This window comes from Kribbella sp. NBC_01505 (genome assembly GCF_045040285.1).
GTDB lineage: Bacteria > Actinomycetota > Actinomycetes > Propionibacteriales > Kribbellaceae > Kribbella.
The window spans coordinates 5,342,623-5,362,604 of record NZ_CP109425.1; the positions used below are offsets into that span (position 1 = coordinate 5,342,623).

Annotated in this window: 18 protein-coding genes; 11 read left to right on the top strand and 7 right to left on the bottom strand. The window is 69.0% G+C overall.

The window, feature by feature from the left end:
* Window positions 1-17: 17 nt before the first annotated feature.
* From OG474_RS25255 to OG474_RS25270, 4 genes are read left to right on the top strand one after another with little or no spacing between them, the layout of a single operon-like run.
* Window positions 18-1,442, top strand: coding sequence for a DHA2 family efflux MFS transporter permease subunit (locus OG474_RS25255; RefSeq protein WP_405056039.1), 1,425 nt, complete (start codon window positions 18-20; stop codon window positions 1,440-1,442).
* A gap of 16 nt (window positions 1,443-1,458) precedes the next feature.
* The gene (locus OG474_RS25260) at window positions 1,459-1,788 is read left to right on the top strand and encodes an MmcQ/YjbR family DNA-binding protein (RefSeq protein WP_405056040.1); all 330 of its coding nucleotides are present in this window, start codon (window positions 1,459-1,461) and stop codon (window positions 1,786-1,788) included.
* A gap of 47 nt (window positions 1,789-1,835) precedes the next feature.
* On the top strand, window positions 1,836-3,521 hold the full coding sequence (locus OG474_RS25265) for a DUF885 domain-containing protein (RefSeq protein ID WP_405056041.1): 1,686 nt from the start codon (window positions 1,836-1,838) through the stop codon (window positions 3,519-3,521).
* Complete coding sequence (locus tag OG474_RS25270) at window positions 3,518-4,708, top strand: Maf family nucleotide pyrophosphatase (RefSeq protein WP_405056042.1); 1,191 nt, start codon at window positions 3,518-3,520, stop codon at window positions 4,706-4,708. The genes OG474_RS25265 and OG474_RS25270 overlap by 4 nt, the downstream gene beginning before the upstream one ends.
* On the opposite strand, the gene OG474_RS25275 is transcribed toward OG474_RS25270, so the two are convergent.
* The 4 genes from OG474_RS25275 to OG474_RS25290 form a co-directional block, all read right to left on the bottom strand.
* Window positions 4,705-4,947: a hypothetical protein gene (locus OG474_RS25275; RefSeq protein ID WP_405056043.1), complete on the bottom strand. Its 243-nt coding sequence runs from the start codon at window positions 4,945-4,947 to the stop codon at window positions 4,705-4,707. The genes OG474_RS25270 and OG474_RS25275 overlap by 4 nt on opposite strands.
* Window positions 4,948-5,029: 82 nt before the next feature.
* Window positions 5,030-5,224: an acyl-CoA carboxylase subunit epsilon gene (locus tag OG474_RS25280; protein ID WP_405056044.1), complete on the bottom strand. Its 195-nt coding sequence runs from the start codon at window positions 5,222-5,224 to the stop codon at window positions 5,030-5,032.
* An 11-nt stretch (window positions 5,225-5,235) separates the two neighbouring features.
* On the bottom strand, window positions 5,236-6,813 hold the full coding sequence (locus tag OG474_RS25285) for an acyl-CoA carboxylase subunit beta (protein WP_405056045.1): 1,578 nt from the start codon (window positions 6,811-6,813) through the stop codon (window positions 5,236-5,238).
* 170 nt (window positions 6,814-6,983) lie between these two features.
* Window positions 6,984-7,454: an SCP2 sterol-binding domain-containing protein gene (locus OG474_RS25290; protein ID WP_405056046.1), complete on the bottom strand. Its 471-nt coding sequence runs from the start codon at window positions 7,452-7,454 to the stop codon at window positions 6,984-6,986.
* A gap of 71 nt (window positions 7,455-7,525) precedes the next feature.
* Here OG474_RS25290 and OG474_RS25295 point away from each other — a divergent pair, with 71 nt between their 5' ends.
* The 3 genes from OG474_RS25295 (at window position 7,526) to OG474_RS25305 (ending at window position 11,677) form a co-directional block, all read left to right on the top strand.
* A complete protein-coding gene (locus OG474_RS25295; protein ID WP_405056047.1) occupies window positions 7,526-8,152 on the top strand; it encodes a TetR/AcrR family transcriptional regulator in 627 nt (208 codons plus the stop codon).
* A 100-nt stretch (window positions 8,153-8,252) separates the two neighbouring features.
* Window positions 8,253-10,880: a phosphoenolpyruvate carboxylase gene (locus OG474_RS25300; RefSeq protein WP_405056048.1), complete on the top strand. Its 2,628-nt coding sequence runs from the start codon at window positions 8,253-8,255 to the stop codon at window positions 10,878-10,880.
* Window positions 10,880-11,677 (top strand): biotin--[acetyl-CoA-carboxylase] ligase, encoded by a 798-nt coding sequence (locus OG474_RS25305; RefSeq protein WP_405056049.1) that lies wholly within the window; start codon window positions 10,880-10,882, stop codon window positions 11,675-11,677. The genes OG474_RS25300 and OG474_RS25305 overlap by 1 nt, the downstream gene beginning before the upstream one ends.
* A gap of 100 nt (window positions 11,678-11,777) precedes the next feature.
* Here the strand turns inward: OG474_RS25305 and OG474_RS25310 are convergent, their stop codons facing one another.
* The gene (locus tag OG474_RS25310) at window positions 11,778-13,172 is read right to left on the bottom strand and encodes an OFA family MFS transporter (RefSeq protein WP_405056050.1); all 1,395 of its coding nucleotides are present in this window, start codon (window positions 13,170-13,172) and stop codon (window positions 11,778-11,780) included.
* A gap of 109 nt (window positions 13,173-13,281) precedes the next feature.
* On the opposite strand from OG474_RS25310, the gene OG474_RS25315 reads away from it, so the two are divergent.
* Together OG474_RS25315 and OG474_RS25320 are read left to right on the top strand one after the other, a co-directional pair.
* Window positions 13,282-13,884 carry a PH domain-containing protein gene (locus OG474_RS25315; protein ID WP_405056051.1) on the top strand — a complete coding sequence of 201 codons (603 nt, stop codon included), beginning with the start codon at window positions 13,282-13,284 and terminating at the stop codon, window positions 13,882-13,884.
* A gap of 151 nt (window positions 13,885-14,035) precedes the next feature.
* Window positions 14,036-15,472 (top strand): MFS transporter, encoded by a 1,437-nt coding sequence (locus OG474_RS25320; protein ID WP_405056052.1) that lies wholly within the window; start codon window positions 14,036-14,038, stop codon window positions 15,470-15,472.
* Here OG474_RS25320 and OG474_RS25325 read toward each other — a convergent pair.
* Both OG474_RS25325 and OG474_RS25330 read right to left on the bottom strand, forming a co-directional pair.
* Window positions 15,462-17,477: an endo-beta-N-acetylglucosaminidase gene (locus OG474_RS25325; protein WP_405056053.1), complete on the bottom strand. Its 2,016-nt coding sequence runs from the start codon at window positions 17,475-17,477 to the stop codon at window positions 15,462-15,464. The genes OG474_RS25320 and OG474_RS25325 overlap by 11 nt on opposite strands.
* A gap of 111 nt (window positions 17,478-17,588) precedes the next feature.
* Window positions 17,589-18,146, bottom strand: coding sequence for a GtrA family protein (locus OG474_RS25330; RefSeq protein WP_405056054.1), 558 nt, complete (start codon window positions 18,144-18,146; stop codon window positions 17,589-17,591).
* Window positions 18,147-18,289: 143 nt separating this feature from the next.
* On the opposite strand from OG474_RS25330, the gene OG474_RS25335 reads away from it, so the two are divergent.
* Together OG474_RS25335 and purE are read left to right on the top strand one after the other, a co-directional pair.
* On the top strand, window positions 18,290-19,462 hold the full coding sequence (locus OG474_RS25335) for a 5-(carboxyamino)imidazole ribonucleotide synthase (protein ID WP_405056055.1): 1,173 nt from the start codon (window positions 18,290-18,292) through the stop codon (window positions 19,460-19,462).
* Between the two features lie 25 nt (window positions 19,463-19,487).
* On the top strand, window positions 19,488-19,973 hold the full coding sequence (gene purE / locus OG474_RS25340) for a 5-(carboxyamino)imidazole ribonucleotide mutase (RefSeq protein WP_405064612.1): 486 nt from the start codon (window positions 19,488-19,490) through the stop codon (window positions 19,971-19,973).
* The last annotated feature ends 9 nt before the right edge of the window (window positions 19,974-19,982 follow it).

Here is a 19,982-nt window from a genome sequence, read left to right on the forward strand (position 1 = left end):
ACAACTAGGAGTTGAAGATGACGTCGACCGCTCTCAACGAGCAGGTACCGGTCGCCGCGGGGCCGGGCCGGAGCCGTGGACTGGCCGCGGTGCTGACCGCGGTCGGGATCCCGACCTTCATGGTCACGCTGGACAACCTGGTCGTGACGAACGCGCTGCCGGTGATCAAGACCGAGCTCGGCGCGTCCCTGTCCGACCTGCAGTGGTTCATCAACGCGTACACGCTGTCCTTCGCCGCGCTGCTGCTGACCGCGGCCGCGCTCGGGGACCGCCTCGGCCGCCGCCGGCTCTTCCTCGCCGGCATCGCGCTGTTCACGCTCGCGTCGGCTGCATGTGCGTTCGCGACCGAGCCGTGGATGCTGATCGGCGCTCGCGCGATCCAGGGTGTCGGCGGTGCCGCGGTCATGCCGTTGGCGCTGACCCTGCTCGCCGGCGCGGTGCCCGAGCGGCAACGCAGCGCCGCCATCGGCATCTGGGGCGGGATCTCCGGGCTGGGCGTCGCGGTCGGCCCGGTCGTCGGGGGAGCCGTGGTCGAGGGACTCAACTGGCAGTGGATCTTCTTGCTGAACGTGCCGATCGGCGTCGTCGCCATCGTCCTGGTGGCCCGGGTCCTGCCCGAGTCGTACGGCGTTCGCCAGCGCCTGGATCTGCTCGGACTCGCGCTGTCGGGCGTCGGCGTACTGGCGATCGTCTGGGGTGTGGTGCACGGCGCCGACGACGGCTGGACGTCCGGTGGGGTGCTGGGCTCGTTGATCGCCGGAGTGGTGCTGCTGGTCGCGTTCGTCGGTTGGGAAGGGCGGGTGGCCGCGCCGATGCTGCCGCTGCGGTTGTACAAGATCCGCTCGTTCAGCGTGGTGAACATCGTCTGGTTCACGTTCTCGCTCGGAGTCTTCGGCTCGGTGTTCCTGCTGGCGCAGTTCTTCCAGATCGTGCAGGGCTACAGCCCGCTCGAGTCCGGGATCCGCACGATGCCGTGGACGATGGCGCCGATGGTGGTCGCGCCGATCGCCGGGGCGATCGTCGACCGGGTCGGGCCGCGGGTCCTGGTCGCGACCGGCCAGGTGCTGCTGGTGATCGCGCTCGGCTGGATGGCGTTGGTCACCACCGCCGGCGTCACGTTCGGCGAACTCCTCGTCCCGTTCGCCCTGGCCGGGATCGGGATGGGGCTCACGTTCGCCCCGCTGGCGAGCGTGGTGATGGGTGAGATGACGGACCGGGACCGCGGGGTCGCCTCCGGCGCGAACAGCACGATCCGCGAGATCGGCGTGGCGATGGGCATCGCCGTACTGGTCTCGGTCTTCGCCTCGGCCGGCGCCTACGACACTCCGGATCGGTACGTCGACGGCCTGGTCCCGGCGGTCTGGACGGGAGCCGCCGTGGTCGCGGTCGGCGCGGTCGCCGCCCTCCTGCTCCCCGGTCGCCGCAAGACTGTCGGAGCCTGACTCTAAGGTGGTCGGCGTGGTGGACGCTGACGACGTACGACGGATCGCGCTGTCTCTCCCGGAGACCCGAGAGAAGAAGCGGTGGGGGCACCCGACGTTCGACGTGTCCGGGCGGATGTTCGTGACGGTGCCGGACGACCAGACGTCGTTCGCGGTGCGGTGCCCCCAGCTGGAGCGCGACGAGCTGATCCTGGCCGAGCCGGACAAGTTCTGGGTGCCACGGCACGAAGCGGGTTCGAACTGGGTCCGGGCCCGCCTCGCCGCGCTCGAGGACGACGGCGAGCTGCGCGACATCCTGCTGGATTCCTGGCGCCAGGTGGCCCCACCGGAACTCCATCCGGGCTGAGCGAAATCGACGGGATCGGGGGCCTGGCCCGAGGTAGGGTCAGGCAGGTGACCGATGCGACCGACAGCCCGATCGACAAGCTCTCCGAGAGCTACCTCGAGGAGTACATCGTCCTCAACCCGACCGAGGCGACGTTCCTCGGTGTCGAGGGCCACGACCACGAGCTGCCGGACTATGCGCCGGCCGGATTCGACGCAGTCCTCGAGCTGACCCGGCGGACGCTGGCGCAGGCCGCCGCCATCGAGCCGGCGAGTCCGCGCGAGGAGGTCGCCAAGGACGCGTTCGTCGAGCGCCTCGGCCTCGAGCGGGAGACGTACGAGGCCGGCGTGCCGCAGCACCAGCTGAACGCGATCTCGTCGGTCCCGGCGAACCTGCGACAGGTCTTCGACCTGATGCCGACCACGAGCAACGACGACTGGGAGCGGGTCGCGATCCGGCTCAACCTCGTCGGTACGGCGCTCGACGGGTATCGCGAGACGCTGCTCGACCAGGCTGCCCAGGGCAGGGTCTCGGCGCGGCGGCAGGTGCTCGACATCGCCGGCAAGATCGCGACCTGGACCGACCCGGCCGGTGACGACTTCTTCGGCGGCCTGGCGCACCGGGCGCCGGAGAGCGCGGTCAAGCCGAGCGTGACGGCGGCCGCGGAGGCGGCCCGGAAGGCGTTCGCGGAGTTCGGCTCCTGGCTGACCTCCGAGGTGGCTCCGCAGGCTTCGGAGCGGGACGCCTGTGGCCGCGAGGTCTACCAGCTCGCCTCACGCAACTTCCTCGGCGCCACCGTCGATCTCGACGAGACCTACGCCTGGGGCTGGGCGGAGCTGGCCCGGATCGAGGGCGAGATGGCCAAGATCGCCGCGGACCTGAACGGCGGCGACCGGAACATCCAGGCGACCGCCGCGCTGCTCGACGCCGACCCGGCCCGCAAGATCCACGGCAAGGAAGCCTTCCGGGACTGGATGCAGGAGCTGTCGGACAAGGCAGTCGCCGAGCTGGCCGGCAAGCACTTCGACATCCCGGAGTCGATCCGCACCCTGGAGTGCATGATCGCCCCGACCTCGGACGGGGCGATCTACTACACCCAGCCGAGCGAGGACCTGACCAGCCGGCCGGGCCGGATGTGGTGGGCCGTGCCAGGCGGCGTCGAGGAGTTCGCAGGCTGGCGTGAGGTCACGACCGTCTACCACGAAGGCGTTCCCGGCCATCACCTCCAGGTCGCGCAGACGATCCTGCGCACCGACCTGCTGAACCGTTGGCAGCGGATCGCCTGCTGGGTCTCCGGCCACGGCGAGGGCTGGGCGCTGTATGCCGAGCGCCTGATGGAGGAGCTCGGCTACCTGGATGACCCGGGTGCCCGCTTCGGCATGCTGGACGCACAGGGCTTCCGGGCCGCACGCGTGATCGTTGACATCGGCATGCACCTCGAGCTGGAGGTCCCGCGCGACAACCCGTTCGGCTGGCGTCCGGGTGAGCGCTGGAACGCCGACATCGGGTTCGAGTTCCTGCAGGAGCACAGCGGGCTGGAGAGCGAGTTCCTGAAGTCCGAGCTGAACCGCTACCTCGGCTGGCCGGGGCAGGCGCCGTCGTACAAGGTGGGCGAGCGGTTCTGGCTGCAGGCGCGCGAAGAGGCCAAGCAGCGCAAGGGTTCCGCGTTCGACCTGCGGCAGTTCCACTCCGACGCGCTGAATCTCGGGTCGATCGGTCTCGACCCGCTGCGCCGGGCGCTGGCGAAGCTGTGAGGTTCGTGCTCGCCTCGCAGTCGCCGGCGCGTCTGCAGACGCTGCGGAACGCCGGCGTCGAGCCGGAGGTGATCGTCTCCGGTGTCGACGAGGACAACATCACCGCCGAGAGTCCGGGGGAGTTGGCCCGGCTGCTCGCCGTCCTGAAGGCGCGGGCGGTGGTGGCCGAGCTCGACGACCACGCGACCGTGCTCGGTTGCGACTCGGTGCTGGAGATCGACGGCGTCGCCTACGGCAAACCCGGTACGCCGGAGGTCGCGCGCGAGCGCCTGCGGTCGATGCGCGGGAAGACCGGCGTACTGCACACCGGGCACTGCCTGTTCGACACCAACTCCAAGCAGGAGCTGCGCGAGCTGGCCTCCACCAAGGTCTTCTTCGCCGACCTGACCGACGAGGAGATCGACGCGTACGTCGCCACCGGCGAACCGCTCGTGGTCGCCGGGTCGTTCACCGTCGACGGCATCGGCGGGCCGTTCGTCACCGGCATCGAGGGTGACTACCACAACGTCGTCGGCCTCTCGCTGCCGTTGCTGCGCACCATGCTCGCCCAGGTCGGGATCGCCTGGCCGTCGCTGTGGGCGCCGGCCAAGAATCGCCTTGAATACGACGAGTCCGAGGCCGCCAAGTACGACGACACCCGCGGTGGCGTGGAGCGCGCGCAAGTCGCTGCCGAGGCCGTCCAGTCGTTGCTGCCCGAGGGACCGAGCCGCGTGCTCGAGCTGGCCGTCGGCACCGGCAGCGTCGGCGCCGAGCTTGTTGCGCTAGGCAACCTTGTGCACGGCTTCGACCTCTCCACGGCGATGCTGCAGCACGCCAAGGTCCGGCTGCCCGGCCACGTCGCAGCCGCCGACGCGACCCGCCTCCCGGTCGCGGACCGCCGTACCGACGCGGTGGTCGCGATCTGGCTCCTGCACCTGCTCGACGACAGCATCCCGATCCTGGCCGAGGTCGCCCGCGTCCTCCGCCCCGGCGGCGTCTTCCTCACCACCACCGAGAAGAACGACGCCACCCGCGTAGCCGAAGGCCGCGACCCCAACAAAACCCGCGCCCAAGACTCGCTCACCCACCTCGTGGCCCGAGCCGCCGAGCACGGCCTGACCCTCGACGGAGCCACCACCTTCCCAGGCCCGATCCGCCCCCCAGGCGTAGCCCCGCTCTACCCCCTGCTCCGCTTCAGGCGGAACTAGGAGGAGAAGTACAACCAGAGGTCGTTGCCGCCCATCTGCGATGCCGGGCAGGCGTACCGGGTGGCTCCGCTGGTGTGCTTGACGTACCAGGCGCCGTCGGTGACACAGTCACGGCCGGTCGTGTAGTGGCCGACATAGGCGCCGGTGTCGGCGGGCGTGGCTGTTGCGGGTGCCGCCGCGAGAAACGCGGTCGCCAACGTCGTGGACGCAAGCATGCCGAGCGACAGGATCTTCTTCATCGCGAAAGTTCTCCCAACAATCGTTTGTATGTTCTCCACGCCAAGCTAAGCGCCGTGAAGGGTCATACGCGACGATCCGGGTTCACGGGTGGGCGCTGGCTCGCCATTGGCCGGGGCCGGGGTGGAAGGGCTGGCGGGCGTTGCGCCAGTACGTCGCCCAGTTGCCGGCGTGCTGGGTGTCGGGGGCGGCGGGGGTGCTGGGGCGGGCGGCGAGGACTGCTACCAGGGCGGCCAGTTCCTCGGGGGTGGGGTCGCCCTTCAGGATCTGCAGGTTCATCAGGTCTCCGATCAGAGCGGGATGTTGCCGTGCTTCTTGGGCGGGAGGGTGTCGCGCTTGGTGCGGAGCAGGCGGAGGCCGCGGACGATCTCGGCGCGGGTCTCGCTCGGCTTGACGACCGCGTCGATGTAGCCGCGCTCGGCGGCGACGTACGGGTTGGCGAGCTTGTCCTCGTAGTCGAGGATGAGCTCCTGGCGGCGGGCCTCGGGGTCCTCGGCGCCGGCGAGCTCGCGGCGGTGGAGGATGTTGACCGCGCCCTGCGCACCCATCACGGCGATCTGCGCGGTCGGCCAGGCGAGGTTGATGTCGGCGCCGAGGTGCTTGGAGCCCATCACGTCGTACGCGCCGCCGTAGGCCTTGCGGGTGATCACGGTGATCATCGGGACGGTCGCCTCGGCGTACGCGTAGATCAGCTTGGCGCCGCGGCGGATGATGCCGTTCCACTCCTGGTCGGTGCCGGGCAGGAAGCCGGGGACGTCGACGAAGGTCAGGATCGGCAGGTTGAACGCGTCGCAGGTGCGGACGAAGCGGGCCGCCTTCTCGGAGGCGTCGATGTCGAGGGTGCCGGCGAACTGCATCGGCTGGTTCGCGACGACGCCGACCGGGCGGCCCTCGACGCGGCCGAAGCCGACGATCAGGTTCGGCGCGAAGAGCGTCTGCACCTCGAGGAAGTCGCCGTCGTCGACGACCGACTCGATCACCGTGTGCATGTCGTACGGCTGGTTCGGCGAGTCCGGGATCAGGGTGTCGAGCGCGAGGTCGATGTCGTTGGGTTCGAGGTCGGCCGGGGCGTCGTAGACCGGCGGGTCCTCGAGGTTGTTCTGCGGGAGATGGCTGACGAGTGACTTCACCCACTCGATCGCGTCCTCCTCGTCGCTGCCGAGGTAGTGCGCGTTGCCGGACTTGGTGTTGTGCGTCCGGGCGCCGCCGAGCTCCTCCTGCGTGACGTCCTCGCCGGTGACGGTCTTGATCACGTCCGGGCCGGTGATGAACATGTACGACGACTCGTCGACCATCACGGTGAAGTCGGTGACCGCGGGGGAGTAGACCGCGCCGCCCGCGCACGGGCCCATGATGAGCGAGATCTGCGGGATCACGCCGGAGGCCCGGACGTTGCGGCGGAAGATCTCGCCGTACAGGCCGAGGCTGACCACGCCCTCCTGGATCCGGGCGCCGCCGGAGTCGTTGATGCCGATCAGCGGGCAGCCGATCTTCATCGCCAGGTCCATCACCTTGACGATCTTCTCGCCGAAGACCTCACCGAGGCTGCCGCCGAAGACCGTGAAGTCCTGGGCGAACACGCAGACCTGACGGCCGTCGATGGTGCCGTAGCCGGTCACCACGCCGTCGCCGTACGGGCGGTTGGCCTCGAGCCCGAAGCTGGTCGAGCGGTGCCGGGCGAACTCGTCCAGCTCGGCGAACGAGCCCTCGTCGAGCAGCAGTGCGATCCGCTCCCGGGCCGTCTTCTTGCCCCGGGCGTGCTGCTTCTCCACCGCGCGCTCCGACCCGGCATGCACCGCGTCGTCGAGCCGCTGCTCGAGGTCCGCGATCTTGCCGGCGGTGGTGTGGATGTTCACCGTCTCTCCCATGACAGCGCAGCCTACGCGCCAGTAGACCCGCCTGCCTGTGACTTCGGCCGCAGCACGCTCCACAACGTCCGAAGATCCGGAGACCACGCCTACGGGTTCATCGGACGTTGGCGATGAGGCATACGTAACGTCCGCTGATGCGGAGACCACGTCTGCGGGTTCTTCGGACGTTAGAGGGGGCCTACGGCGAAGATTTTGGTGAGGCGGGCGGCCAGGGCTAGGTCGCCTCGGACGGAGAGGCGTTGTTTGAGGACGGCGTTGACCGGGTCCTCGTTGCCGGTGACCACGCGGAGGAGGGTGGCGGGGTCGGTGCGGATCGAGATGTCGGCCTCGGGGGTGCCGTCGAGGACCTCGCAGCGGCCGTCGCTGACGCGGATCCAGAAGGCGTCGGAGTCCTCGACACCGCCCGCCCCCGTGATGTGCCAGGCAACGACAGCGTCGAAACCGGCCGCGCGGGCAGGCCGGAGGTACTCCGGCATCCGCCGAAAGATCTCGCGCAACGCGACCTCTCGCACTCCCCCGATGAGTCGATGCCGAAGCTCCCGCTCCGATGTCCGGTCGACCAGCCTGGCCAGCTCGCCCGCGTCCATACCCGCGAGCCCGTCAGCCTCGAGCCAACCGGCACTCCCTCGATCGGTCACCCGATCACCACCCCCGCGTGGCAGTTCCTACCGGACCGTAGGAATCTCGCGTGATCTGATAGCTTTGTCAAGTGGTCGAGCCCTCCGACAAACGCCGGCGGGCGGCGCATCTCGGGCCGGAACGACGGCGGCCGATGCTGCTGGACGCGGCCCTCGAGGTCTTCTCCGCGAAGGGGTTCGCCGGCACGACGATGCAGTCGGTCGCGGAGGCCGCCGGTGTCACCAAACCGGTCGTCTACGACTCCTTCGCGAATCGCGACGAGCTACTGCTCGCACTGCTGGCTCGCGAGGAGCAGCACCTGGTTGTCTCGATCGTCGCCGCGCTGCCGGCCGACCCGACCGTCGGCACGCCCGAGGAGCACGTGCTCGACGGCCTGACCGCCTTCCTCACCACGGCCGCGGAGAATCCGCAGTCCTGGCGCATCGTCTTCGGAGCCCAGTACGGCGCCGCCCCCGTGGTGGCCGACCGCGTCCGCGCCGCCCGGGCCTTCTTGGTCGAGGGTCTCCGCCTGACCCTGGTGAAGTCCTTGCCCGGAGTCACCGACCCGGACGCCAACCTCGCCGTACTGGCCGAGCTCCTCGCGAGCATGACCGAGTCCTCCGCCCGGATGCTCGTGGTCGACGGCACCGACCGCACGCCCGCCCAACTGGCCAAGGTCGTCTCGCAAGTCGTCGGAGGCGGTTTCGGCAACGTCTAGGTGACCTACTGTTAAGTAGCGTCAGAAACGGTCACGATAGGCATCCAGTTGGCGGACTTGGCGAGGCGAGGGCTGGGTGCGCCCGCTAGGGTGGGCGAACGTGACCGAGACCGGTAGTGAGACCCGTACCCGCGCGCGGTTCGAGGTGCCCGAAGAGCTTCGGGCCGACGTTCGTCTGCTGGGTGAGATCCTGGGCAAAGTGCTCGTCGAGTACGCCGGTCAGCCGCTGCTGAATGATGTCGAGCGGCTGCGTGAGCTCACCATCGCCGGCGACGGCGCGGCGGCCGAGCAGCTCGTGGCCTCCTGGCCGCACGAGCGGGCCGAGGACGTCGCCCGCGCGTTCAGCTGCTACTTCCACCTGACGAACCTGAGCGAAGAGCTGCATCGCGCGCGCGTCCTGCGCGAGCGTGACCGCGACGACAACGCGCTGGTCACCTCGGAGCTTGCCCAGGCGGTCGAGCAGATCACCCGCGACAGCGGTGAGCAGCAGGCGCGGGCGTTGCTGACCGGGCTGGAGTTCCGCCCGGTGCTGACCGCGCACCCGACGGAGGCTCGCCGCCGGGCGATCCTGGCGACGATCCGGCGGATCTCCGGGCTGCTCGAGGAGCGGCACGACCCGCGGGCCGGCGACAGCGAGCTGGGCGAGAACCGGCGCCGCCTGGTCGAGCAGGTCGACATCCTGTGGCGGACCGCGCAGCTCCGCGAGAGCCGCCCCTCGCCGCTGGACGAGGTCCGCTCGGCGATGGCCGTGTTCGAGGAGACGCTCTTCAACGTGGTCGGCACTGTCTACCGGCGGCTGGACGACGCGCTGGCCGGTGAAGCCGCCGGTCTGCGGCAGCCGGTGGTGGCGCCGTTCGTCCGCCTCGGTTCCTGGATCGGCGGCGACCGCGACGGCAACCCGAACGTGACCGCCGCGATCACTCGCGAGGCCATGCAGATCCAGGCCGACCACGTCCTGCGGGCGCTCGAGCAGGCGACCGACCAGCTCGGCCGCGCGCTCACGCTGGACGCGGCGACCACTCCGCCCTCCGCGCCGGTACGGCGGATCCTGGAGGACGCCCGCGCGGTCAACCCCGAGCTGATCGTGGACATCGAGTCCCGGTCACCGTCCGAGCCGCACCGGCAGCTCCTGCTGCTCGCAGCTCGCCGTCTGGCCGCTACGCGGTCCCGTGACGCCGACTTCGGCTACCCGCGCGCCGCTGACTTCCTGCACGAGCTCAAGGTGCTGCAGGACTCGCTGGTGAGCGCAGGCGCACCCCGCCAGGCGTACGGCGATCTGCAGCAGCTCATCTGGCAGGTGAACTCGTTCGGCTTCCACCTGGCCGAGCTGGAGGTCCGTCAGCACTCGTCGGTGCACGCCAAGGCTCTCGAAGAGGTGCTCGGCGGTGGCGAGCTCTCCGACCAGACCGAAGAGGTGCTGGCGACGCTGCGAGTCATCGGACAGATCCAGCAGCGCTTCGGTCCCGAGGCCTGCCGCCGGTACGTCGTTTCGTTCACGCGGAACGCCGGTGACCTGGCAGCTGTCTACGAGCTGGCCGACGCTGCGCTGGACGGCCGTCCGATCGAGCTGGACGTCGTACCGCTGTTCGAGACCGGTGAGGATCTGCAGAACTCGGTAGAGGTCCTCGACAACGCCATCCAGCTCACCCGGGTCCGGCACCGCCTCACGGCGAACGACCGCCGCTTCGAGGTCATGCTCGGGTACTCCGACTCCGCCAAGGACGTCGGCCCGGTCTCGGCGACCCTCGCCCTGTACGACGCCCAGGCGCGGATCACCGCGTGGGCCCAGCGCAATGCGATCCGGCTGACCCTGTTCCACGGCCGCGGCGGCGCACTGGGCCGTGGCGGCGGCCCGGCGAACCGTGCGGTGCTGGCCCAGGCCCCTGGCTCGGTGGCTGGCCGGTTCAAGCTCACCGAGCAGGGTGAGGCCATTCCGGCTCGCTATGGCAACGCACCGATCGCGCAGCGGCACATCGAGCAGGTGACCGCGGCAACGCTGCTCGCCTCCACCCCGGCGATCGAGGAGCGGGCGGTGGTGGCCGCAGAGCGGTTCGCCGTCACGGAGAAGACCCTCGACGAGGCTGCCCGTACGGCGTACCACCGGCTTGTGAAGGCGGATGGGTTCGCGGAGTGGTTCGGCCGGGTGACTCCGCTGGAGGAGCTCGGTCAGCTGCCACTCGGTTCGCGCCCGGCCCGTCGTGGCGTCGCAGTGTCGTCACTCGAGGACCTGCGGGCGATCCCGTGGGTGTTCGCGTGGTCGCAGGCCCGAGTGAACGCACCGGGCTGGTACGGCCTCGGCTCGGCGCTGGCCGCGGTCGGCGACGTCGCTCTGCTGCAGGACGCGAACCAGAACTGGCCGCTCTTCCAGGTGATGCTGGAGAACGCCGAGATGTCGCTGGCCAAGACGGACCGCCGCATCCTCAGCCGCTACCTGGAGCTGGGCGACCGGGCCGATCTGACCCAGCTGATGCTCGACGAGCACGCCCTGACCACCGAGTGGGTGCTCAAGGTGCTCAAGCAGGAGCGTCTGCTCGCCGGACGCCGCGTGCTGGGCCGTGCGGTCGAGCTGCGGAACCCGTACGTCGACGCGCTCAGCTACCTGCAGTTGCGGGCGCTGCGGACGCTGCGCACCGATGACACGCTCAGCGAGGCGCAGATCGTCCGGACCCGGCGGCTGTTGCTGCTGACCGTCTCGGGTGTTGCCGCCGGCCTGCAGAACACCGGCTGATGTTCGACGACCTGGAACGGCCGCCACTCAACGCACGGTTTCTGAGTGGGCGGCTGGTGCGTCCCGGCTCGCTGTGGACGAAGATCGACGTACTGGCCGACACTCCGTCGACCAACGCAGACGTGGCCAAAGCCGCGGCTGATGGTGCTGCTGAGGGCCTCGTGGTGCTGACTGAGTACCAGTCCGCCGGACGTGGTCGGCTCGGACGCACCTGGACGACGCCGCCGCGCTCTGCGGTGCTGATGTCGGCCCTACTGCGGCCGACCGCGGTGGACCCGGCGCTGTGGCCGTGGCTCGGTCTCCTGGTGCCGCTGGCGGTGGCTGCGGCGGTGCGACAGGTGGCGCAGGTTCCGGCCGAGGTGAAGTGGCCGAACGACGTACTGGTCGAGGACCGCAAGCTGGCCGGCATTCTGCTCGAGCGGATCGACGGTCCGGCCGTTGTGGTCGGCATGGGGCTGAACGTAACGCTGCGCGAGTCGGAGAAGCCGCATCCCGCCGCGACCTCGTTGGCGTTGGAGAACGCCGCGACCACCGATCGAGTCACCGTGGCAGCCGCAGTACTGCGTGAACTCGAGACCCGCTACACGAGCTGGCTGGATGACCCCAGTGGGCTGCTCCCGGAGTACAGGGAGCTGTCGGCGACGCTCGGTCGCGCGGTCCGGGTCGAGCTACCGGACGGGACGTTCCTGGAAGGTACTGCGCGCGATCTGGCCGATGACGGCCGTCTGATCGTGGACACCCCCGACGGGGAGCGGTTGCTCGCCGCCGGGGATGTCACTCACCTCAGAACGAGCTAGCTGGTGAAGAGCTTGGCCGCGGTGATCAGGGTCTGGACGATGCCGTAGCCGAGCAGTACGGCGACGAGCAGCCAGGAGATCACCAAGCGCGGGGTCTGGTTCATTTCGCTGCCTCCACGCTGGATTCGGACTTCTCGTGGAACTTCGCCGCGACCGGCCGGATCAGCAGGTTGGCGATGAAGCCGACGGCCAGGACACCGACCATGGTGAACAGCGCCGGCCGGTAGGCCTCGGCGGTCAGCGTGCCCGGCTTGCCCTCACGGTCGAGGAAGCCGTTCACGATGAGCGGCCCCGCCACGCCCGCCACCGACCACGCGGTCAGCAGCCGGCCGTGGATCGCGCCGACCTGGTAGGTGCCGAAGAGATCCCGCAGGTACGCCGGGACCGTGGCGAAGCCACCGCCGTAGAAGGACAGGATGACCGCGGCCAGCAGCACGAAGATCGCCGTGCTGTTGTGCCCGATGGTCGCCAGCAGGAAGTAGGCGACGATGCCGACACCGAGGTAGATGGCGTAGATCGGCTTGCGGCCGATGACGTCCGACGTGGTCGACCAGGCGAACCGGCCGGCCATGTTGAAGATCGACAGCAGACCGACGAAGCCCGCGGCGGCGGCCACCGCGACCGTCGACTTGCCGTCGGCGCCCCGGAAGAAGTCCTGGATCATCGGGCTGGCCTGCTCGAGGATGCCGATGCCGGCGGTCACGTTGCAGAGCAGGACGACCCACAGGCACCAGAACTGCGGCGTCTTGATCGCGTTCGCGGCCGACACCGAGTGGGTGGTGACGAGCGCCTTCTTCTTGACCGTGGCCGGGTCGAACCCGTCCGGCTTCCAGCCTTCGGCGGGAACGCGGATGTTGAAGACCCCGAACATCATGATCAGGAAGTAGGCGATGCCCAGCGTCACGAACAGGGCGACCAGCGAGCTGCCGTTGGCGAGCGACTTGCTGTCGTTCGGGTTGTAGCCGGAGTCGTAGAGGCTGAGCAGCTGGCGCGACAGCGGGCTGGCGACGAGCGCGCCGCCACCGAAGCCCATGATGGCCAGACCGGTGGCCAGGCCCGGCCGGTCCGGGAACCACTTGATCAGCGTCGAGACCGGCGAGATGTAGCCGATGCCCAGTCCGATGCCGCCGATCACGCCGTACCCGAGGTAGAGCAGCCAGAGCTGCCCGGTTCCGATGCCCAGGGCACCGACCAGGAAGCCGGTCGCCCAGAAACAGGCCGACACGAACATCGCCTTGCGCGGACCGCTGCGCTCGACCCAGGTGCCGCCGATGGCGGCGGACAGGCCCAGCATCACGATCGCGATGCTGAACACCACGCCCACCGACGTCAGGCTGGCGTCGAAATGCTTCACCAGCGACGTCTTGTAGACGCTGGTGGCGTAGGCCTGCCCGATACAGAGGTGGACGGCGAGTGCGGCCGGTGGGATCAGCCAGCGGCTGTATCCCGGGGGAGCGACCGTGTTCTCCCGGTCGAGAATCGACAAGATACCCATGGTCGCATCCTGCTCGACCTGTATGCATTCTGTGAAGAGTTGTATTACCTCCTTTGCCCGATCGTGTCGGGGCGGGACAACCGCCCCCGTGAGCTGTGAGACTGGGGGTATGGCGATCTCGGCGAAACTGTTGGGCGAGGACGAGTACGTCGTCGTCAGCACCCGGACGCACTGGAAGGCACTGATCTTCCCGGTGTTCCTGCTGCTCGTGGTGGCCGGAGGTGGTGGCTTCCTGGCCGCGATCGTTCCGGCCGGCGGAATGCAGACCCCCGCCCGGATCGCGATCCTGGCGGTCGGCGTGGTCGTGCTCGCGGCCTTCGCGGTCAAGCCGTTCCTGAACTGGTTCTTCTCGATGTACACGCTGACGAACCGCCGGCTGATCACCCGGCACGGCATCCTGACCCGCACCGGCCGCGACATCCCGCTGATGCGGATCAACGACGTCTCCTACGAGCACGGGCTGATGGACCGCATCCTCGGCTGCGGCACGCTCAACATCGAGTCCGCCGGTGAACGCGGCCAGGTCGTGCTTCCCGACGTACCGCATGTCGAGCATGTCCACCTGCAGATGTCCGACCTGCTCTTCGGCGGCCCCGAAGGCAAGCCCGGCGACGGCATTCTCGACGACGAGCAGCCGCCGGAACACATGCGCCGCAAGGCGGATCCGGACGACCCGGAGGACGGCCAAACCCTCTTCAGCTCCGGCCAGTAGATAACGATTCGGCCGCCCGGCGCTTCCGGCGATGGTAAACTGAGCGAACTGTCAGCCACAGTGCTGAGCGGTTGGTGCGCGTAGTCCGAGCGCCCGGTCCGAGGCTGGAAACCTTCAGAGTCTTCGATTCGAAGCCCCTGGAGGTTTCTTCATGTCTGGACCCTTGTTCGCTGCGGCTCGCGGAGCTTCGGCCCGCTGGTGGGCGCTGGCGATCCTGGCCCTGACCGAGCTGGTCGTCGTCCTCGACGCCACCATCATCACGATCGCGTTGCCCCAGGCACAGAACGACCTGGGCTTGAGTGACAGCCAACGTCAGTGGGTCGTCACGGCCTATGCCCTTGCCTTCGGCTCGCTGCTTCTCCTGGGTGGCCGGATAGCCGACTACTGGGGGCGCAAGCGGGCGTTCATGGTCGGGATGGTCGGTTTCGGCGCTGCCTCGGCCTGGGGCGGACTCGCTGACAGCGGGGCCGAGCTGATCATGGCTCGTGGCGTCCAGGGTGCGTTCGCCGCCCTGCTGGCGCCTGCCGCGCTGGCGATGGTCACGGTGCTCTTCCAGCACGGCCGCGAACGCAACTTGGCGTTCGCCATCTTCGGCACCGTCGCTGGAACCGGGGCCGCGCTGGGGCTGTTCCTCGGCGGCGTGCTGACCGAGTTCGCCAGCTGGCGCTGGTGTTTGCTGGTCAACCTCGGATTCGTTGCCGTCGGTCTGATTGGCGGAGCCTTGTTGCTGCGCGAGAGCCGGACCGACGGTGAACACCGGTACGACCTGGCCGGAACGCTGACGGTCACCCTGGGGCTCGGGTCGCTGGTCTACGGCTTCACGCTCGCCGAGCACGGCTGGGGTTCCGCTGACACGGTCGGGTTCCTTGCCCTTGGCATCCTTCTTCTGGTGGCCTTCGCCTGGCTGCAGGCCCGCGGTACGGCGCCGCTGCTGCCGCCGCGCGTGGTCCTGGACGCGGTCCGGGGTGGCGCGTTCCTGATCCAGGCCGTGGTCGGCGCGGTGCTGATCGGCTCGATGCTGTACCTGACGTTCCACTTCCAGCTCGTGATGGGGATGAGCCCGCTCGTCTCCGGTCTCGCGAACCTGACCATGACCGCGGTGGTCATGGTCTCGACGCCGTTCGTGACCAGGGCGCTGAACGCGTTCGGCCCGCGCCCGCTGATGATCGCCGGCCCGTTGCTGTCGGCAATGGGCCTCTTCTACCTGACCGGCATCACTCCGGACGGGAGCTATGCCGGCCAGATCCTGCCCGCTCTCGGACTGCTCGGTATCGGACTGTCGTTCCTGTTCGTTCCCCTGCAGAACCTGGCCCTGAGTGGGATCGCGCCTGAGGAGGCCGGGGTGGCCTCGGCTGCGATCAACTCGACCTTCCACATCGGCGGCTCGATCGGACTGGCGGTGTTCACGGTGATTTACGACCAGGCGGCCGCCCGGGAGACTACCCAAGCGACCGCCTTCACCGAGGGGTATGCCGCAGTGTTCCTCGCCTCGGGGATCGCCATGCTCGTGGCGACCGCGCTGGCGATCGCCCTGATCCGGCCCCGGCCGAGCGACGTACAGCAGGAGTTGACCACCGTCACAGGCTGACGGTGGTCTCCTGCCCGCGGTTGGACGTCGCTGCGATCGGTACGACGGCGAACGTCCGGCCGCGGGTCAGGTCGACCGACTCCGCGAAGAACACGTCCCGGCTCACCCGGCCGAGCCAGTAGGGCCCGGACCGGGTGTGCTGAAGGATGTCGTAGGCAACGGCATCCTTCTGTGCCGACCAGCTGAAGCTGAGATTCTGGGCCCCTTCGTCGTGGACCGCGAAGTTCCGGACCTTCCCCGGCCGGTCCCGCAGATCGCGAGCGTCGGCGAGAACGACCTTGCCGAGGTGCCCGGAACCCTCGCTCCACAAGGAGATCCGGGCGATCCGGTTCGCGCGCGGGCCAAAGGAACCAAGGAACTCGGTCCAGCCCTCGCACTGCCCAACCGGGAGCAGCCTGGTCCACGCGATCTTGTCCGGAGCGCTGCGCCACGTCACGCCGATCCGCAGCTTGGACAGGCCGGACGCCATCACCTGTACGGCGGTCGCGCCGTGCTGCGTGAGGTCGGTCTTGAACAGATGAATCGATCCGCTCCCGGACACGGCCAGACTGTGCGCACCCTCGTACGCCGTGCTCTCGTCGAGGCTGACCGTCAGTCCGTTCGCCCAGTACTGCCAGGTCAGCGCGCGATCGGCACACCCCTGGTTGTCCCAGCCGGTGTCCCGAACCTTCTTGCCAGCAAGGAAGAACGTGCTGCCGACCCCGATCTGGAAGCTGGTCGCGATCGGCAACGCGCCGTACGGGGAGCGTTCGACGATCGCGTGTGCGACCCCGTCCCAGCGCTTGTAGTTCAGCACATCGGTCCGGTACGGCGGTGTGCGTGGCTCGAGTCGCCCGGACGTCGACGGGTTGCCGGTCGGGCCGGACCAGAAGCGCTGCTCGAGGTCCCGGTACGTCGCTCGCCCGGCCGGTGTCGCGGTCACGCCCTGACCGGCGGCGGTCGCCCAGATCTGGTTCTCGACGAACAGCGCCCACGAGGTCGGCGGCGGCGTCAGGTCGGTGAACATCTCGCGCGGGTTGAAGCCGCCCATCTGGTGCTCGGCCCCGGCGAAGACGACCGTGCGCGGATCGAAGCCGGCCTCGGTCGCGGTCCGAGCGCTACCGCTCAGGTCCGGATCGACGCGCGGCCAGTCGTAGTTGAGGAAGATCGAGTCGACGCCGCCGCTCAGCCAGCCGACGTTCTGCGCGTTGAGCTCGTTCTGGTAGTCGAGCGTGCCATCGGGTAGCACCGCGTCGTAGTACTGCAGATAGAAGTCCGGATCGGTCCGCTTGAGGTACAGGAACAGCTTGCGCAGCTTGTCCGCCTGCGCGGCGGTGATGGTGGCTTCCTGGTTGATGAACAGGCCGTCGAAGCCGAAGTACTTCCGCAGCTCGATCAGCTTGTCGGCGACCGGGAACGAGCCGTCGGGGCGCTGTTCGAGGAACGCGTCGAAGTTCGCCTGGGTACGCGGCCAGAACCAGCCGCCGATCGCCCGGGCGCCGTTCTTGTGCGCGGCCTCGGTCCAGCCCGGGTTCGGCAGGTCGACGACGCCGTAGTACCGGCCGGGTGCGTTCGGATCCCGGACGACCTCGTCCGGCACCGACGGCAGCACCTGACCGTGCCAGGTGCCCCAGATGTCGATGTACGGCCAGAACCGGTGCGTGTAGACGTGGCCCTCGAGCCCGATCGGCTGGTTGCGGCCCTCGTAGGCCGAGCCCGCGTCGTCGTGGCTCAGCATCGACAGCCGAACCTCGGGATCCAGCCGCGGGTGCGCCTGCGTCGGCGCGTACGGCGCGATCCGCGGCGCGACCGGGATCGGGCAGCGCAGGTGCCGGGCCCACGGATGGGTGGCCGGATCGAACTCCAGCAGGTCCGGAGCGTTCCACCCGTACGTCGAGGGGCCCGGCGGAATGCCGCCCGGTCCGGCCGCGCCGGCGGCGGCCTCGGCCGGTCCCGCGTTCCCCAGTGCCACCGCCAGGCCGGCTCCGGCCACGGTGATGAACGTCCTGCGTGACAGATCGGTCATGCCCCACCTCTCGCCTCACGATTACTAGACCGGTTTAGATATACCGGTTTAGTAGCCGAACGAAAAGAGCTCGGCGACAGGTTTCGCCGAGCTCCAGGGGTGCGGCGTCCGTCAGCGGACGACCGGTAACTCTCCCGTGTCGGACTCCACGTCGGCGGTGGTCACCGGGGTGTGCGGGTGCTCGATCTCGTCCAGGACGATCTCTTCGCGGAAGACGAACTTGCGGTAGGACCAGAAGCGGAAGAGCGTGCCGAGGCCCAGGCCGACGAAGTTGGCCGCGATGTTGTCGGACAGCCAGGAGTGCATGTCCAGGACGTAGCGGGAGAAGGCCAGGCAGCCGGCGGCGATCAGCAGGCCGATGCCGTTGAGCACGAAGAACAGCACGTACTCACGGTGCAGGCCGGTGCGCTCGCGGTGCCGCCACGTCCAGTACCGGTTGCCGAAGTACGTCGCGAGGGTGGCGACCGTGGTGGAGATCAGCTTCGCGGTCAGCGGCTTGTGGTGCAGCATGCCCTCACCGGAGTCGGCGAGCACCAGCGGGTTGTCGAAGACCAGCCAGTTGTAGATCGGGAGGTCGACGACCAGACCGAGCAGGCCGACCAGACCGAACTTGGCCACTTCGTGCACCAGGTGCTCGACCTGGCGGTACAACTTGGTGACGAGCTTCAACGGTCTCCGGCACTTTCTGTGATCAAGCCGCAACAGCGGGGGGCCTCTCCACGGTACCGGGCGACCGGTCCCGGGCAGAAATCGTCCGCGTGCCCAGGTGGCCGCCGTACGCCTGCTGATATCTGGAGATTAGGCTCGCGTTCGTGAAGTTTTCCCGAGATGAACTGCCGGTCGGCACTCCTGTGGTCGGCATGGTCGGCGGCGGGCAGCTGGCCCGGATGACGCAGGAGACCGCGATCGCGCTCGGTGTTCAGCTCCGCGTCCTCGCGGAGGGACCCACTGTTTCGGCCGCGCAGGCGGTGGCGGACGCGCCGGTCGGCGACTACCGCGACCCCGAGACGGTACGGCGGTTCGCGGCCGGGTGCGACGTGGTCACCTTCGACCACGAGCACGTGCCGACCGATCTGCTCCGCGCGCTCGAGGCCGAGAACGTAAAGGTTTTCCCGGGGCCGGACGCGCTCGTGCACGCGCAGGACAAAGCGGTGATGCGGAGCCGGCTGGACACCTTCGACGCGCCGTCGCCGGCACACCAGGTGGTCTCGTCGGTCGCCGAGGTGGCCGACTTCGCCAAGCGGGTCGGTGGGTTCCCGATCATCCTGAAGACCACCCGCGGCGGGTACGACGGCAAGGGCGTCTGGTTCGTCGACGGGCCGGACGACGCCGATATCGCGGTCGCGTTCGGCAGCGGCGTACCGATCCTGGCCGAGGAGAAGGTCGACTTCGTCCGCGAGCTGTCGGCGATCGTGGCCCGCTCGCCGCACGGGCAGGCGGTCGCGTATCCGATCGTCGAATCCGTTCAGCGCGACGGGATCTGCGTCGAGGTCACGGCACCGGCGCCGGGCTTGGCGCCGGAGAAGGCTGCGCAGGCGCAGCAGACCGCGCTGCGGATCGCCGGTGAGCTCGGCGTGGTCGGCATCCTCGCGGTCGAGATGTTCGAGGCGCGCGACGGGCGGCTGCTCGTCAACGAGCTCGCGATGCGGCCGCACAACACCGGCCACTGGTCGATCGACGGCGCGGTCACCTCGCAGTTCGAGAACCACCTCCGCGCGGTGCTCGATCTGCCGCTCGGCTCGCCGGCCGCGCGAGCGCCGTACACGGTGATGGTCAACGTGCTCGGCGGCGATGTCGAGGACATGCACCGCGGGCTGCTGCACTGTATGGCGCGCGACCCGGGGCTGAAGGTTCACTTCTACGGGAAGTCGGTGCAGCCGGGTCGCAAGGTCGGCCACGTCACGGCGTACGGCTCCGATCTGGAAGAGACGCGGGAGCGGGCGCGGCACGCGGCGGCTTATCTGACCGGCACGATCGACGAGTAGGGACTGCGCTGTGATTGGGATTGTGATGGGGTCGGATTCGGACTGGCCGACGATGAAGGCGGCTGCTGAGGTGTGTGTCGAGTTCGACGTGCCCTTTGAGGCAGATGTGATCTCCGCGCACCGGATGCCGGCCGAAATGATCGACTACGGACGGTCAGCGCACGAGCGGGGTCTCAAGGTGCTGATCGCCGGCGCCGGCGGGGCCGCGCACCTGCCGGGGATGCTGGCGTCGGTGACGCCGCTGCCGGTGATCGGGGTGCCGGTGCCGCTGAAGTACCTCGACGGGATGGACTCGCTGCTGTCGATCGTGCAGATGCCGGCGGGCGTTCCGGTCGCCACGGTCTCGATCGGCAACGCCAAGAACGCGGGGCTCCTCGCCGTACGGATCCTGGCCGCTTCGGACGAGAAGCTGCGGGACAGGATGATCGCTTTCCAGGAGTCGCTGGCCGAGCTGGCCCGCGCGAAGGGCGCTACTGTGCGTGATGGGGCGACAGAGCTGCGTAAATCGTGACCCGTAGCC

Excerpts from the sequence above, each read along its gene's own strand:
- OG474_RS25255 (WP_405056039.1), top strand. The coding sequence starts at position 18 with ATGACGTCGACCGCTCTCAACGAGCAGGTACCGGTCGCCGCGGGGCCG.
- OG474_RS25275 (WP_405056043.1), bottom strand. The coding sequence starts at position 4,947 with ATGAAGAAGATCCTGTCGCTCGGCATGCTTGCGTCCACGACGTTGGCG.
- OG474_RS25280 (WP_405056044.1), bottom strand. The coding sequence starts at position 5,224 with ATGAACCTGCAGATCCTGAAGGGCGACCCCACCCCCGAGGAACTGGCC.
- OG474_RS25285 (WP_405056045.1), bottom strand. The coding sequence starts at position 6,813 with ATGGGAGAGACGGTGAACATCCACACCACCGCCGGCAAGATCGCGGAC.
- OG474_RS25305 (WP_405056049.1), top strand. The coding sequence starts at position 10,880 with ATGTTCGACGACCTGGAACGGCCGCCACTCAACGCACGGTTTCTGAGT.
- OG474_RS25310 (WP_405056050.1), bottom strand. The coding sequence starts at position 13,172 with ATGGGTATCTTGTCGATTCTCGACCGGGAGAACACGGTCGCTCCCCCG.
- OG474_RS25315 (WP_405056051.1), top strand. The coding sequence starts at position 13,282 with ATGGCGATCTCGGCGAAACTGTTGGGCGAGGACGAGTACGTCGTCGTC.
- OG474_RS25320 (WP_405056052.1), top strand. The coding sequence starts at position 14,036 with ATGTCTGGACCCTTGTTCGCTGCGGCTCGCGGAGCTTCGGCCCGCTGG.
- OG474_RS25325 (WP_405056053.1), bottom strand. The coding sequence starts at position 17,477 with ATGACCGATCTGTCACGCAGGACGTTCATCACCGTGGCCGGAGCCGGC.
- purE (WP_405064612.1), top strand. The coding sequence starts at position 19,488 with ATGGGGTCGGATTCGGACTGGCCGACGATGAAGGCGGCTGCTGAGGTG.